Raw genomic sequence first — 14,037 nt, 5'->3', positions numbered from 1 at the left:
GTAGCGGGTTCGTGCATGGGGTCGAAAGTTGTCGGTCTGTAATGCGCTCTATTGCCGTTATCCCGCTCCCAATTGCGGCTTACTGTGAGTTGACATTATCGCAGCGACATCAATCTCAACAGCATTGCGACCCCGAAAGCGGCAGAGAGAGCCAAAACATAGAGACTCAAGCTCGCACCAAAATTCGCGATACCAGAAGCCATCGCGAATGGCGCAGTGGCCGAAATGATTAGTCTGGCTGACATGATCTTGCCTTGCATGGCACCGTAGCCATCACTGCCGAATAGTGACAGCGGCAACGTTCCGGAGACAATACTGAAGAGACCGTTTCCGAAGCCAAAAAGACAGGCAAACATCATCGTTGCAACAATGGATGGAGCACCGAATAGCAGAACAATGAGGGCTAACCCCATCAATGAGGCAGAGATTACTGACAGACTGATCGGAGCGAGGTTTTTGCCACCGAGCATGTTGATCATGCGGCTCGCGACCTGAGAAGGTCCGAATATCGCGCCAATAAAAGCCGCAGAACCTGTAAGACCGAGTGCACCCAACATCGGCACCATATGGACCAGAATGGCCGCCGCAACGAGGGCTTGCAACGAGAATGCTACAAGAACCAGTACGAAACCTTTGCGCCGTTGATGGGCGGGAAGATCGCCTGAAGAGGCGGTTGCGACTGTTCCATTCGTTGATCGCTTCCGACCACTCTTTGCAATAGAACGCGCGAGCAAAAGGTGTACCGGCACGCACAGAAACAAATGGAGGAAAGCGAACAGCAAATAGGTCTGTTGCCAGGTAAGCCAATGCTGAAGCGTTGTTGTGATGGGCCAGAAAATTGTCGAGGCAAAGCCTGCAATCAGTGTCAGATAGGTAATGCTACGCTGGGCAACATTTGGGGCTAATTGCACCAACAATGCAAAGGCTGCTCCATACTGTACGAGATTTGCGGCGATTTCGATGATCGTCAGCGCGCCTGCAAACGCCAAAGCGTTGGGAGAAAGCGAACACAGTATGAGAGAGACGGCGGCCAGTATCGAGCCTATCGTCATCATGCGACCTGCGCCGTAACGATCAATCCATTTGCCTAACCAGGGAGCCAGAAAGCCCCCTGCTAACAGGGCAACTGACAGCGCTCCGAAAATCCATTCGTTGGAAACGGAAAAGTCCCGCGCCATGGACGGCGCGAGAATGCTGAAGGAATAATATAAAGTGCCGTAACCGATATTCTGGGTCAGGCCGAGACCGGCGATGGCCGCAATGGGAAGCCGTTCAGCGCTCATATTGATTTCAACGAAACACGCTTTTCGAGTTTGGCAGCTTCTTCCTTGCGCTCGCTATAACGGTCTGTGAGATGATCCGAGATGCCACGCGTCAGAAGTGTAAACTTCATTAGTTCTTCCATCACATCGATCACGCGATCATAGAACGATGAAGGTTTCATCCGTCCAGCGTCGTCAAATTCCTGCCATGCCTTTGCGACGGATGACTGGTTTGGAATGGTGATCATTCGCATCCAGCGCCCAAGAATGCGCATCTGATTGACAGCGTTGAAGCTCTGCGATCCGCCTGAAACCTGCATCAATGCCAGAGTTCGGCCCTGCGTCGGACGAATTGCTCCACCCGGCAATGGAATCCAGTCGATCTGCGATTTCATGACAGCGCTCATGGCTCCATGACGTTCTGGACTGGTCCAGACTTGCCCTTCTGACCAAAGCATTGCCTCACGCAATTCCTGAACCTTCGGATTCTCTGCTGAACCGTCGTCTGGCAAAGGAAGACCATTGGCATGAAAGATACGCGTTTCAGCCCCCATCGCATCGAGAAGGCGCTGCGCTTCCAGCGTCAGAAACCGACTATAGGAACGGTCACGAAGTGAGCCATAGAGCAAAAGGATACGAGGCTTATGCTTTGGAAAGTCGGCGCGTAATGCATCCAGATCAGGCAATGCGAAGGAAGTCTGATCGAGGTTCGGCAGGTCCATGTCAGCGCGACTTTCTTTCATAGGTGATGACTTCTCCGTCCTCTTTGGTGAATGACGACACCGGGTTTTCCAGAATGTCGAGAACCAGTTCTGACGGACGGCACAGTTTGGTGCCAAGCGACGTTTCCACGATTGGACGATTAATCAGGATAGGATGCGCCATCATGAAGTCGACCAGTTCGTCATCGGTCCAGTTTAGATCGGACAATCCCAATTCGGCATATGGTGTGCCTTTCTCGCGAAGGAGTTGGCGAGGCGTCATCTGCATTGCAGTGAGCAGTTCGACCAGTCGTTCTCGCGGCGGCGGATTTTGCACATATTCGATGACAACAGGCTCTTCGCCGCTGGCACGGATCATCGCCAATGTGTTACGAGACGTGCCGCATTTCGGATTGTGATAGATCGTAACTGACATCAGAGTTTTCCTGTTTCGGTGACGGGCTTTTGATTGGAACCGCGTTCGTACCAGCCCTTGGAACGGTTCACGATCCAGACAACGGAGAGCATGACAGGCACTTCAACAAGAACGCCAACAACTGTTGCAAGTGCTGCGCCAGATGAGAAGCCGAAAAGGCTGATTGCGGCTGCTACTGCCAGTTCGAAGAAGTTGGATGCACCAATCAAAGCCGAGGGTCCGGCAACGCAATGTTGCTCACCTGAAATTCGATTCAACAGATAGGCGAGGCCAGAGTTGAAATAGACCTGGATGAGGATCGGCACGGCCAGCATCGCAATGATCATGGGCTGTGCGATGATCTGCTCTCCTTGAAACCCGAATAGCAGAACAAGTGTCGCCAAAAGCGCAATCAGAGACAGCGGTTGTAGTGTCTTCAGCATTGCATCGAAGGATTGTTGTCCGCCGCTGGCGAGAATGCTTCTGCGCAGGATTTTTGCGATAATCACCGGAATGACGATATAGAGGACAACCGAAAATACCAGTGTGTCCCATGGCACGGTAATTGCCGACAGTCCGAGCAGTAGCCCCACGATAGGGGCAAATGCCACAATCATGATCGCATCGTTCAGGGCGACCTGGGACAGCGTGAAATGCGGCTCCCCCTTGGTCAGGTTGGACCAGACAAACACCATTGCCGTGCAGGGGGCGGCCGCCAGAATAATCAGCCCGGCAATGTAGGAATCGATCTGGTCTGCAGGCAGATAAGGGCGAAACAGCCAGCCGATAAATAGCCAACCGAGAAGTGCCATAGAGAATGGTTTGACGGCCCAATTGATAAAGAGTGTGACGCCGATGCCACGCCAGTGCTCAGTGACCTGTCTCAATGCGCTGAAATCGATCTTCAGCAACATGGGGATGATCATGAGCCATATGAGAATAGCGACTGGAATGTTGACCCTGGCGACTTCAGCAGATCCGATGGCATGAAATGCTGTCGGAAAGAAATGGCCCAGAGCTACGCCAGCGACAATGCAAAGAGCCACCCAGACCGTCAGATAACGTTCGAATGTGGACATCAGTTATTCTCTACATTCCAGATTGTCTCGCCCAAAACTGAACGCACGACGTTGTCCGAACTCAAGCAGAGCACGCTATAAACCCTAGTTGTCATCGTATCAGTCCGTTTGGTGGAAGGCCGAATTCATCGGTCTCGTGTTATTGTGTGGTCGCTTTCGGTTCGCAACAGGGCGTCAGGCTTTGTATGAGAGGTGCGCAGAGTTCAGCACTACCGCCGCAACAGTCCTTGATCATGAAAAGGGTCAGTTCGCGAAAACGGTCGAGGTCGGCGCGATAGATGATTGAACGGCTCTGACGTTCACCTTTCACAAGTCCGGCGCGAGATAATGTCGCCAGATGCGCAGACATCGTATTCTGCGGCACATCCAGCATGCGCGCCAGTTCCCCGGCAGGAATACCCGCAGGTTCGTGTTGCACCAACAGACGGAATGTATCCAGTCGTGTCGGTTGGGCCAGAGCAGCGAAAGCGGTTATTGCTTCTTCTTTTTCCATATATCCAGAATAATGGATATAATTGAGCTGTCAATAGGCAAAGCTGTTTCGACACATTGTCGCCAGTCGGTAAATTGTCGGAACTGGTACATTCTATTTTAAACTGCAACATGCCAATGAATTCATGTAGTTAGCCATGGTGGAAATTGGATGTCGAATTGCTATTCGCAGATCACTTTGCGTGAACGTCGCCGTCTTTTCGAACTTAAACAGCTCAAAGTCCCTCTCGGCGATATTGCGCGGCTGATGGGTCGTCATCGCTCGACGATCTATCGCGAGTTCCAGTTCGTCCGCAGCCAGGGCATCGGCGGCAGCCTTGTTCTCTTCGCCGATAACGAGGATGGGCTTGAGATAGCCGTCGAGGTGGCCGATATTCAGTTGTACGTAGTCGGCGTTAAAAACGCGGATCTTTCTGGCGGCGGCGGCACCGTGTCCTAGATCGCCCGTTTCAGACTCAATCTTGAATTCGAGTGCCGGATACTCGTCATGGCCGCCCGTTTTTAGACAGTCGAAAAGCCTCGAAAGCGTGGTCTTTCCCGACCCATTTTCGCCGAACACGATATTGAAACGCTCGAATGCGGGCAACCCGGCATCCCAGGCATAGTCCGAGAACACCCCAAGATTTATAACGCGATTGATCTTTAAAAGCATTGTGCCCCCCCTGGCATATTCTTTTTGTGTCTCGGCTCCCTACGCGTTCTTCGCCGCGCGTTTTTTTCCGGCGTTTAGTGATCGCTGATTCCCAATACCGTAGCCAGTCGTTGAGCCAGCCCGGCCCTTATGTCATCGCTTAGCTTATCCAAGTTGAACTGCTTGAACTTCACGGCTGGCAATTCTGCCGCTCCGGTCAGCCCTAGCTTGTCCCAATCAGGCGCACCCTTCTTGAACCCGATCAGGAATTCCCGATGCGCGGCCGGCATGGCGCCGATCAAGATCTCAACCAACTGTTCCCGTGCAAGGAGAAGGTCGGCGAGCGGCACATAATCCTCGGTCATCCCGGCGAAGTTTTTCTCGTACTCTGCCGCAATATCCTTCTGGCCGGAGGCGATGACTTCACCGATAGGCCTGCCGTGGCTGATCAGGTAAACGATAAAGGCCTGGCGCAGTTCGCCGCTGATCCCCTCGTTGGTCAGCAAATCCCTGATATCGAAGAGGTCGCGGGGATGCTGCCTGTCGAGGGCAGCCATGATCTTCCCCGCATATAAATCCGCAAACGATACGACCTGAATCTCCGCGAAGCCGAACTCATCTTCAACGGCTTCCGACACGGACCGCGTCTCTGGGGCGAAGACGCAACCGCGCAGAACCGGTGTGACTTCGATCTTGATCAGCGTTTTGTCCTTGTCCTGAATGACAAGCCGCGTGAGAGTGCCGTCGCTCTGCCTGCTTTCGTGAGCGCGCGCGCCCTTGATCGAGGCCTCGATCCTCTCTTTGATCCGCAGGAGTGCCGCTTCGATGGCGGCCAGCGATTCATCGCGCGGCATGACCGGCAGGAATGTCAGGTCGATATCGACGGACAGACGCGGCATGTCGCGGATGAACAGGTTGATGGCGGTACCGCCCTTGAGGGCGAAGTCCTTCTCTTCTGCGACAGCAGGGATGCCCTGTACCAGCAGGGCGACCTGCTTCCTGTACCGCTCATTGACCGGCATATAATTCCTCCGGCACGGTAATCAGATAGGTGGGATCAAGACGACCGCCCGGCACAAGCATGCGCTTGCCCGTTCCTAAATTGATGGCCTCTTTGTCGAGGTTCTTGCGCCACGCGTGGTTGTGGCGGTCGGCGAAGAAGAAGAAGAGGCGTTTGACCTTGATGCTCTTGCAGTTAAGGAGCAGCTTTTGCAGTTTGCGCGGACTGAGGGTTGTTAGCCCTTCCATGATTTTGTCGGCCTGATCGAAGCTCTCATGGGCAGGTAGTCCGTCCAGCATTTCAAGGATGGCACGCTCGGGAGTCGATAGGGTCAGCGGCCAGTCCCACTGTCCCCACGTCATGATCTTGAAAGAGCTGCCATTGTAACTGGCGACGTTGACGGGGCTACCGTTATTCAGATTCCAGCCCAGGCTTGTCAGCCCGAAATGTATCGGCTCATTGTGGAACAGCGCCCCACTGTTGTGAGAGACGAACGTCACCTGCAGGGGCAGCTTGCGCAGCCAGGTGGGCGCTTCCTCGGGACCGTAGAGATGGACCTCTTTTTCTTCCCGTCTCAGGTAATGCGTGAAGCCGTGAAGGGATAGCGCCGTGCCGCCGCCGACCAGCAGGGGTTTCATGAGCAGGGTCTGCAGCGATATGACGACATGCTCCCACAGGAGTTTGCCGCCGGGCTTGCGATAAACGCCGTGGGCCACACGCTCCAGCCAGCCGTTAGTGACATACTTCCGGCAAAGCTGCGCAGAGTAGCCCCGCGCCTTCAACCATGTTGAATCCACGACCAGCCCTTCAGGCAGTTCACGCTGGAGTTGGTTTAGCTTTCCTGAAAATTCTTTACTCATGGTTTATATTATAGACATTTTATAAATCGACGGTCAAGTTTGGATTTTTTCCTATTTATAAACCCATAGGATATAAAATTGCTTTCTTTCAAACCTGACATCCCGAAACTTAATGAGCCTGCTTCGTCTGGAGCCGTCCGTCGCCTCACAAGAGGCGGGCGACGGCGGGGACATCGGCCAACTCCATAAGCTGCTCACCAGCCCCACCTACAAGGGTGAGTATGTCTTCAATCGTAAGGTCTGGAAGACCAAGGAAGAAAAGCCGGACGCAGAACGGGTATGCATGCGAAGTCTTGTCCACCACACTCGGCGTGGCAGACCGCTTCATGACAGTCAAGCGCCAACGAGACAGCGCACGTTTGGAAGCCGACGTGCTTGAGCGCCTATCCGAACGCGACGCACTGACGGGATTATTCAACCGGCGGGCAGTCGAACAGAATTTCGAGAAGTTCCGTGCCGAAGGCTACCGCACACTTGCAGTGTTCGGCCTGGATAACTTTAAAGCAATCAATGATACTCACGGCCACACTGTCGGTGACGCCGTGCTGAAAGTCGTGGCCAAAGCGCTCCAGGCGGACCCGCACGTTCATGCGTTCCGTCTTGGCGGAGAGGAATTCGTACTGCTTTTGCGCGGAGACGATGCCCAGGCTCAGGCGGAGCGTCGGCGCCAGGCGATCGCTGCAATCGTCGCCAATGCCCGTTCCTGGCCTTGGGCGATCCGTAACTGCCAGCATGGGCATGACAAATACGCGGGCTGATGAGGAGTTCGCAGAGCTCTACGAACAAGCCGACCGGCTGCTTTACAACCCCAAACTTGCTGGCCGCAATCGAACCAAAATAGCAGTGGCGCAAGGATCGAAGAATGATGCGGATGCAATCTTTGATACTGCGGCTAGAATTGAAGCGCGATTTGAACAGTAGCTCAAGCGCGCCGGCTGAGCTTCCGGTGTTGGGATGTACTACGGATGGCCAGAAATGGCAGATTCGCGGCGCCCAGCATTGTCATTGGCGATGTCTGCTTTCGGGTGAGGCAAAATTTACCTCTACGTCCGAGATGGTGAAGGGTTTCGGGTGCCGTCAGGCGTACGAAAGCCCCTCATGCAGGAACCCGCGGGCCAGATTGTAATGGTTATGGGGATTTCGATTTTCGGCTGACGTTGGTGATAGGGATGGCATTTCCGGAAAGCGCCTGGATAGTAACAAACGGATTGCCTGGTTGTTTCTCATCCTGATGCTGTGTGTGCTTCGCGTCGGTGAATGTAGTCTTATCGGTACCGATGGTCACCATATCCGCACACGGCTCCGTTGCCGGAAGTGTGGCACCTGCGGCTGATGTCTGAATGCTGTCACACCGGGTCATGGTGAGGTCTCCCGGTATGTTGACGCTGCATTCGGAGGTCCGCGTGGCTTTCTACAGCATTCGAACACTTCGATGACAATCATGCGTCCACCGCAGCAGGGACATGGGGTGCGGGAGTCGTCCGGTGTATCGGGCGTATCGTCATCGGGCGGTGCGGCGACGTTGAGGAGTTCACGGGCAAGTGCAAGGCTGGCCTTGCGGGCGGAACTGGCGAGCAACCCATAGTGGCGGATACGATGGAAGCCGTGCGGCAGGACATGGATCAGGAAGCGGCGAATGAACTCGTCAGCCGTGATCGTCATGATCTGCTGGCGGTCGCAGCTGTCGCGGCGGTAGTCCTTGTAGCGGAAGGTTACACCACTCTGGTCGAATGCGATCAGCCTGCTGTTCGAGATTGCGACCCGATGGGTGTAGCGCGACAGATAGGCTAGCACCGCCTCGGGCCCTGCAAACGGTGCCTTGGAATAGACCACCCAGCGTTTCTTTCGGGCTGGAGAAAGGTAGCGCAGGAATGCCCGCCGCTCGGTGAGGTGTGTCATCAATCCATAGAAGCCAAGCCGCCCGGCGTCGTGCAGGGCAACCAGCCGTGTGAGGAACAGTCGTCGAAACAGTTTGCCGAGCACGCGTACGGGAAACAGAAAGGCCGGGAGCGATGCTATCCATCGACTTCCGTCCCTGGCGATGCCCCCGCCAGGCACGACCATGTGGACATGTGGATGATGCGTTATCGCGGAACCCCATGTGTGAAGGACTGCGGTGATGCCAATGCGCGCGCCGAGGTGCTTGCGATCAGCCGCGATGGTCAGCATCGTCTCTGATGCTGCTTTGAACAGCAAATCGTAGACGAGCGCCTTGTTCTGGAACGCAATATCGGCGATCTCGGTTGGCAGCGTGAACACAACATGGAAGTAGCCCACTGGAAGCAAGTCTGCCTCTCGTTCGGCCAACCACGTCCGCGCGGATGCGCCCTGACACTTCGGACAGTGCCGGTTGCGACAGGAGTTGTAGGCAATACGCCAGTACCCGCAATCCTCACAGGCTTCGACGTGGCCGCCGAGCGCTGCGGTGCGGCAGTTCTCGATCGCCGACATGACCTTGAGCTGGGTGAGGCTAAGGTGCCCGGCATGAGCGGTACGGTAGGCAGGCCCTGCTGCACGGAAAATATCGGCAACCTCAATCGAGGCACGCACGGCTCAGCTGTCGGGTGTCTTGCCTTCCATCAGCGCCATCAGCCGGTCGAGAGGCCCCGCGACCGCGTGGATCGTTCGGGTGGAGACCTTGGCGTAAAGCGCGGTTGTCTCGAGCTTGCTGTGTCCGAGCAGAACCTGAATGATCCGGATATCGGTTCCGTCCTCCAGAAGGTGGGTGGCAAAGCTGTGGCGTAATGTATGCGGGCTGACGCGCTTGTGGATACCGGCAACCTCGGCGGCTTCCTGCACCGCACGATGCAATTGTCGCGACGAGATCGGACCGGTGCGGCTGCGTCCCGGAAACAGCCAGCCATGGGGCAGCATGACGCCGCGCCGCTTGCCTTCGCGCCACCATAGCCGCAAAAGTTCCAGAAGTTGCGGAGAAAGCATGGCATTGCGGTCCTTGCGTCCCTTGCCCTGCTCGACCCGGATCAACATGCGCGTTGAATCGATATCATCGACCTTGAGATGGGCGACTTCGGAGACACGCAAGCCCGCACCATAAGCGACAGCGAGTGCCGCCTTGTATTTGATGCCTGGTGCCGCCTCGAGCAACTGTGCAGCTTCCTCTATGCTCAGCACATCGGGTAGTTTGCGTGGATTGCGGGTTATCACCAGCATTCGCGCCAAATCCCGCCGCTTCAGCGTCACCGTGAACAGAAAGCGGAGCGCCGAAACTGTGCTGTTGATTGTGGCCGGTCCCACACCATCATCATGTTGGTACAGTTGGTAGCGTCGGATATCCTCGGCATCCGCAGTGTCGGGAGGTCGCCCGAGGAAAGCGGCAAAGCGACGGACATGTCGAATGTAATCATGCTGTGTATGGGATCCCAGGCCCCGCATCACCATATCTTGCTGCATACGCTGGCGAAGTGGTGTGGTAGGGACATCATTGTGAAATATGGTCATTGCGAGTTCCTCCTGTTGAAAGGAACTCCATGTTCTAACCATAACCCCTATTTGCCCAGTGCTTCAGACTAAAACGTCAAACCTTGCCACATGCGCCCTCCCGCGTAGCGGGTTCGTGCATGAAGCGCATAGCGGCCGCTCTGCATCTGAATGTATTTCCACCTCTACGCCAATATCTCGGCGATATGTGCCTCTCTTTTTCCAAAACTTGCATTAAGTAGGGCTGTAGAGGGCTATGGAGTAGACATAGTTCTCATCGCTATCCCGCATGTCCCGCCATCCCGCCGATTGCCCTCTATAGCGCGATATTGCCGCCGATCACCGCCGATGGCCGTAACGTCACCAAGTAGCATACGCACCGTCGATCACCGCCGTTTCTACGCTACAGTCCGACATATCAGCGTCTATAGCGATGATAATCTCAATGGGTTGTCGTGATAGACCGTGTTTCTGCGACGGGCCAAAGGGCGAATGCGATCGGCAGGGGTTCCGTCATTGAAGGCGGGAAGAATACTGCTACGAACCTTTTGCGTGTACGCGCCCATAATGTTGTCGACCGTTATTTAAGAGCACTTACTTTAGCTCAACGCCTATTTAAGCCAAAAGCCAATTGTTTAAATAAGGCCGCTCCCGCATAGTGGAAGCATGTCCAAATCAGCATTCATCTTCCGGCTAGGCCGCTTTGTCGAGACCCCTGTTGCGGGAGAAATCGTGCGCGCCTTCGTGCCGCCCTCACTGCCGCCCAAACCGCCGATCGACGTGCTGGCCCCTCTGGAGCGGCTAGCTCCTGACGCGCATGATCATTGGTGATCGAAAACGCCATGATCTGGCCAACCTTCATTTCGTCATTGGCATAAAGTTCCAGAAGCCGAGACGAAACTGACGCCAACCGCAGTCGCTGTTTCACCGTTGCAACAGACATATGAAAGCGGGCGGCGATTTCTTCTTCATCCAGTCCCTGTTCGCGCAAATCCAGAATTGCCCGAAACTCATCGAGCGGGTGAAGCTCAACGCGGGTGAAGTTTTCGGCAAGAGAGTTTTCTACCTCAAGAGTTTCACCACTGCTGACAATGCAGGGAATGCCTACCGTCTTCGAGAGCTTCTTCTGACTGACCAGTAATTCCAGAGCGCGGTAACGGCGTCCGCCTGCTGGAATGCGATAGATGCGGTCTCTTTGCCATCAGCGTCAAGTTCCGCACGCACGTTAAGGCTAGTCAAAAGCCCGCGGTTGGCAATGTCGTCCGCCAGTTCTTCAATCGAGACGCCCGCCTCGGTCTTGCGGACGTTTTGCCGGCTGAGAACCAGTTTATTAAAGGGGATTTCCCGTCCCGTGTTGAGCGATATTTTCTGATTGGCCTGTGCCATGTCATTTCTCCGTGGCGGCCTGGCCGGAGCCTCTCTCCGACCACCACAAACCGCCACGAAATTTGTCTCCCCCCCCTCTCCCTCCATACCTGTCCGCCTCACCATTTTCGGCCAGCTTAAAGGCCTTCCCTGGTCAGGTTTCGAGCTACATTACGGCCGTTCATCGTTATGAATGACTTTCTTTGAAGCGGGCGCTAAGATGACTGGAGTTGTCGCAGATTTTGGGGATCGATGCGCCAAGAAAGACAGGAAATTGACAGCAAAACCAAAAAATTTATATGGCCCTCAAGCACAGACGGAACGTGAAATGATGCGGAAGTTGGCGGTTATCCTCAGTGCCATTGTCTTGGCGTATTCTGTCCCCGCGAAGGCTGATCGACTAGTTTGTTCTCAATCAGAACATCTGCGCTACATGAAAATGGTCGGCGAGGTTGGCGAGATGGGGATCGACCGTGACCCTGTGGGGGAAGATGTTGCGGCTTTCGAGAGGTTAACAGCCGCATATGAAAACCTCAACCCGAAGGGACCGAAGACCTCGCTTTTCGTCGCGTATGTTCCCACCGGTCAGATTTATAGTAAGGTATGTGCGCAAGAGCGCTGCACGATGGAAGAAATGGCAGCACCAGAGCAATCCTGTCTGATCGATCATATGAACCAATGCAGCTATGTTGCACTTCGCTTCCGGGGCGAAGAGTTCTGCCTACTCCGTTCGCCGCAAAATTAGGTGTGTGGTCCCGGCATTTGATGGATTTTTGCGACACTGGCGGCCGCTTCTAACCTCTCTCTGACCGCAAGCAGACTGACGGGTTTCGGGAATTTGCGAAACGCATTCCAGTGAGCGAAATGAAAGCGATTCCTGCCATGCTGTCGCTGTCTCAGATGAACGTTCGGAATTCTCGATCCTAAAATTCACCAGAATTTAATTGGGCAGCAGCCGGTGCGCTATGAGAGGCATTTCACGCCTATCCGGAACCGATTCTTATGAGGATGGTTGCTTTTACTGATCATATTTTAAATAGTAAAAGACCTGCCACTCGGTCAGACTGAGCGAAACAAGAGGAGAAACGTTGTGCGAAGCTTCACAATAGGCGACCGGATATTTGCAGAATCTTCCCCCGAATTTCTCGCCTTTCTCCCCGAAGCCTATGAGAAGCGACTGCGTCCAATGTGCATGTGCAAGGCAACCCCGATACCAATGTATATTGCTCGGGGCGATGATCAGTATCTCATCAAGCGCATGCCGCTGACCGGCCGCGAGCATGATCCAGCCTGTCCGTCCCATCAACCGCCCTATGAGCTTTCCGGGCTTGGGCCCCTGATTGGAAACGCGATCCAGCTCGACGCCAGCGGCAGGACAAATCTGAAGCTCGACTTTTCCCTGACCAAGCGTGGGCCACGGACGGCAACTGTTGCGTCAACAGAACCGGCAGAGTCCAGCATTCGAAGCAAGCCTGATAAATTGACGCTTCGGGCTATGCTTCATTTTCTCTGGGAGGCAGGCGAATTGACGGAATGGCGGTCAACCTGGACAGGTCGACGTGGCTGGGGACGTGTGCGCAACAGTCTGGTCAATGCTGCATCGCAAATGACCACGCGACGCGGCCCTCTCGGCGATATGCTCTATATACCGGAAGTGTTTCAGGCACAGGACAAGGATGGAATTACTGCTCGACGCACAGAATCTCTAAAAAATGCACAGGCGACAAGTTCCGGCCCCCGCAAGCTGATGATGATCGTTGCAGAAGTAAAAGAGTTTTCCCCCGCACGAGAAGGGCAGAAGATCGCCATTCGCCATATGCCCTTCCCGCTGATGATCGATGAGAGTGCATGGCGACGGTTGACCAACCGCTATAAAACCGAACTGGATCTGTGGCGGTCAAACGACGCGTTTCATCTGATCGTCATCGCAACTTTCGGCATTTCCAGTGCCGGAATTGCGGCCATTGAAGAAATCGCCCTGATGGTCGCCAATGAGCACTGGCTGCCATTTGAGGACGTCTATGAACTGCGGCTCCTGGAAAAGCTCGGACGGCTGAAACGCAAAAGTGTGAAGGGGCTTCGCTTTAATCTGCCACGAAAAGCACCAATCGTGTCAGTGATGCTACCAGAGCAAAAACCTGCGCCTGTTGCGATGTACATTGTGCGGGCAGGGGCCGGAGACGAATATGAAGACGCGCTTAACGACATGATCAAGGCTAGGCCAGAGATTAACCCATGGGTTTGGCGTGTGGAAAAAGGCGATATTCCAGAATTCCCCCGATAGGGAGGCATTCAGCTCTCTCCCAACGGCCATATGGATAATAGTTGATAAAGACTCCATTTAAACATCTGTCTTCCATCACAGGAGTGCCTGGTCATGATTCGTGCCGAATTGGGAAAAGCGCTCGAGAACTATATTCAAAAGCTCGTGGATACGGGTCGCTATGGCTCGAAAAGCGAAGTCTTGCGCGAAGGCGTTCGCTTCATCCAGGATCGTGAAACTCGCTTTGTCGCTCTCGACGCTTCAATTATGCGTGGAGTTGCTGATGCTGATGCGAACCGCACGCGTGCTGCCGAGCATGTCTCCGGCGAACTGCGGACCCGCTATGAATCCGTGTTGTCGGACAATCACGATCTCTCCACCGGCCCTTCCTCAGGTCCACCGGAATATTGGCTACGCTATTCGCCGAAAGGTTCTTGAAAATCACTTGATTTTCTGCCGAGTAGAAGACGAGAAACTTATGATCCCTCCTATCTCCAAAGGGCATCCGATTAAGCAGCGAGGCTCTACCGG

16 protein-coding genes and 3 pseudogenes are annotated in these 14,037 nt (G+C 54.5%); 6 read left to right on the top strand and 13 right to left on the bottom strand.

Annotated elements, in window-relative coordinates; all coding sequences use genetic code 11:
- Window positions 1-95: 95 nt before the first annotated feature.
- From arsK to ACSME1_RS22400, 5 genes are all read right to left on the bottom strand, one after another.
- Window positions 96-1,283 carry an arsenite efflux MFS transporter ArsK gene (arsK, locus tag ACSME1_RS22420; RefSeq protein ID WP_435655528.1) on the bottom strand — a complete coding sequence of 396 codons (1,188 nt, stop codon included), beginning with the start codon at window positions 1,281-1,283 and terminating at the stop codon, window positions 96-98.
- Complete coding sequence (gene arsH / locus ACSME1_RS22415) at window positions 1,280-2,005, bottom strand: arsenical resistance protein ArsH (protein WP_435655527.1); 726 nt, start codon at window positions 2,003-2,005, stop codon at window positions 1,280-1,282. The genes arsK and arsH overlap by 4 nt, the downstream gene beginning before the upstream one ends.
- Window positions 1,986-2,399, bottom strand: a complete 414-nt coding sequence (gene arsC, locus ACSME1_RS22410; RefSeq protein WP_435655526.1) for an arsenate reductase (glutaredoxin) — start codon at window positions 2,397-2,399, stop codon at window positions 1,986-1,988. The genes arsH and arsC overlap by 20 nt, the downstream gene beginning before the upstream one ends.
- The gene (gene arsB, locus ACSME1_RS22405; protein WP_435655525.1) at window positions 2,399-3,457 is read right to left on the bottom strand and encodes an ACR3 family arsenite efflux transporter; all 1,059 of its coding nucleotides are present in this window, start codon (window positions 3,455-3,457) and stop codon (window positions 2,399-2,401) included. Before arsB ends, arsC begins: the two co-directional genes overlap by 1 nt.
- Window positions 3,458-3,596: 139 nt before the next feature.
- Window positions 3,597-3,950: an ArsR/SmtB family transcription factor gene (locus ACSME1_RS22400; RefSeq protein WP_435655524.1), complete on the bottom strand. Its 354-nt coding sequence runs from the start codon at window positions 3,948-3,950 to the stop codon at window positions 3,597-3,599.
- 150 nt (window positions 3,951-4,100) lie between these two features.
- Here ACSME1_RS22400 and ACSME1_RS22395 point away from each other — a divergent pair.
- A pseudogene (locus ACSME1_RS22395) lies at window positions 4,101-4,235 on the top strand (helix-turn-helix domain-containing protein); the annotation flags it as partial.
- Between the two features lie 18 nt (window positions 4,236-4,253).
- Here the strand turns inward: ACSME1_RS22395 and ACSME1_RS22390 are convergent.
- The 4 genes and pseudogenes from ACSME1_RS22390 to ACSME1_RS22375 all read right to left on the bottom strand — a co-directional run.
- Window positions 4,254-4,601: pseudogene (locus ACSME1_RS22390) on the bottom strand (AAA family ATPase); the annotation flags it as partial.
- Between the two features lie 74 nt (window positions 4,602-4,675).
- The gene (locus ACSME1_RS22385; protein WP_435655523.1) at window positions 4,676-5,602 is read right to left on the bottom strand and encodes a nucleotidyl transferase AbiEii/AbiGii toxin family protein; all 927 of its coding nucleotides are present in this window, start codon (window positions 5,600-5,602) and stop codon (window positions 4,676-4,678) included.
- Entirely contained in the window at window positions 5,589-6,440 is an 852-nt protein-coding gene (locus ACSME1_RS22380) for a type IV toxin-antitoxin system AbiEi family antitoxin (protein WP_105708144.1), read from the bottom strand. Before ACSME1_RS22380 ends, ACSME1_RS22385 begins: the two co-directional genes overlap by 14 nt.
- A gap of 145 nt (window positions 6,441-6,585) precedes the next feature.
- Complete coding sequence (locus ACSME1_RS22375; RefSeq protein WP_435655522.1) at window positions 6,586-6,768, bottom strand: hypothetical protein; 183 nt, start codon at window positions 6,766-6,768, stop codon at window positions 6,586-6,588.
- Here ACSME1_RS22375 and ACSME1_RS22370 point away from each other — a divergent pair.
- Window positions 6,767-7,198: a GGDEF domain-containing protein gene (locus ACSME1_RS22370; RefSeq protein WP_435655521.1), complete on the top strand. Its 432-nt coding sequence runs from the start codon at window positions 6,767-6,769 to the stop codon at window positions 7,196-7,198. The genes ACSME1_RS22375 and ACSME1_RS22370 overlap by 2 nt on opposite strands.
- Window positions 7,199-7,569: 371 nt before the next feature.
- Here the strand turns inward: ACSME1_RS22370 and ACSME1_RS22365 are convergent, their stop codons facing one another.
- Genes ACSME1_RS22365 through ACSME1_RS22355 form a run of 3 tightly spaced genes read right to left on the bottom strand, consistent with a single transcriptional unit; the run spans window position 7,570 to window position 9,899 of the window.
- Window positions 7,570-7,800 carry a hypothetical protein gene (locus tag ACSME1_RS22365; protein WP_435655520.1) on the bottom strand — a complete coding sequence of 77 codons (231 nt, stop codon included), beginning with the start codon at window positions 7,798-7,800 and terminating at the stop codon, window positions 7,570-7,572.
- Window positions 7,797-8,990 carry an IS91 family transposase gene (locus ACSME1_RS22360; protein WP_435655519.1) on the bottom strand — a complete coding sequence of 398 codons (1,194 nt, stop codon included), beginning with the start codon at window positions 8,988-8,990 and terminating at the stop codon, window positions 7,797-7,799. Before ACSME1_RS22360 ends, ACSME1_RS22365 begins: the two co-directional genes overlap by 4 nt.
- 3 nt (window positions 8,991-8,993) lie before the next feature.
- Window positions 8,994-9,899 (bottom strand): tyrosine-type recombinase/integrase, encoded by a 906-nt coding sequence (locus tag ACSME1_RS22355; RefSeq protein ID WP_435655518.1) that lies wholly within the window; start codon window positions 9,897-9,899, stop codon window positions 8,994-8,996.
- Between the two features lie 645 nt (window positions 9,900-10,544).
- Here ACSME1_RS22355 and ACSME1_RS22350 point away from each other — a divergent pair.
- A complete protein-coding gene (locus tag ACSME1_RS22350; RefSeq protein ID WP_435655800.1) occupies window positions 10,545-10,709 on the top strand; it encodes a hypothetical protein in 165 nt (54 codons plus the stop codon).
- On the opposite strand, the pseudogene ACSME1_RS22345 reads toward ACSME1_RS22350, so the two are convergent.
- Window positions 10,684-11,264: pseudogene (locus ACSME1_RS22345) on the bottom strand (ParB/RepB/Spo0J family partition protein); the annotation flags it as partial. The gene ACSME1_RS22350 and the pseudogene ACSME1_RS22345 overlap by 26 nt on opposite strands.
- Window positions 11,265-11,463: 199 nt before the next feature.
- Between ACSME1_RS22345 and ACSME1_RS22340 the strand changes: the two are divergent.
- The 3 genes from ACSME1_RS22340 (at window position 11,464) to ACSME1_RS22330 (ending at window position 13,944) form a co-directional block, all read left to right on the top strand.
- The gene (locus tag ACSME1_RS22340; RefSeq protein ID WP_435655517.1) at window positions 11,464-11,988 is read left to right on the top strand and encodes a hypothetical protein; all 525 of its coding nucleotides are present in this window, start codon (window positions 11,464-11,466) and stop codon (window positions 11,986-11,988) included.
- A gap of 345 nt (window positions 11,989-12,333) precedes the next feature.
- Window positions 12,334-13,527 (top strand): DUF1173 domain-containing protein, encoded by a 1,194-nt coding sequence (locus tag ACSME1_RS22335; protein WP_435655516.1) that lies wholly within the window; start codon window positions 12,334-12,336, stop codon window positions 13,525-13,527.
- Between the two features lie 93 nt (window positions 13,528-13,620).
- On the top strand, window positions 13,621-13,944 hold the full coding sequence (locus tag ACSME1_RS22330) for a type II toxin-antitoxin system ParD family antitoxin (RefSeq protein ID WP_435655515.1): 324 nt from the start codon (window positions 13,621-13,623) through the stop codon (window positions 13,942-13,944).
- The last annotated feature ends 93 nt before the right edge of the window (window positions 13,945-14,037 follow it).

It is taken from the genome of Brucella pituitosa, assembly GCF_965577835.1.
Lineage (GTDB): Bacteria > Pseudomonadota > Alphaproteobacteria > Rhizobiales > Rhizobiaceae > Brucella > Brucella pituitosa.
Note: the sequence above shows the minus strand (reverse complement) of the source record. Positions and strands in the feature narration are given on the sequence as shown.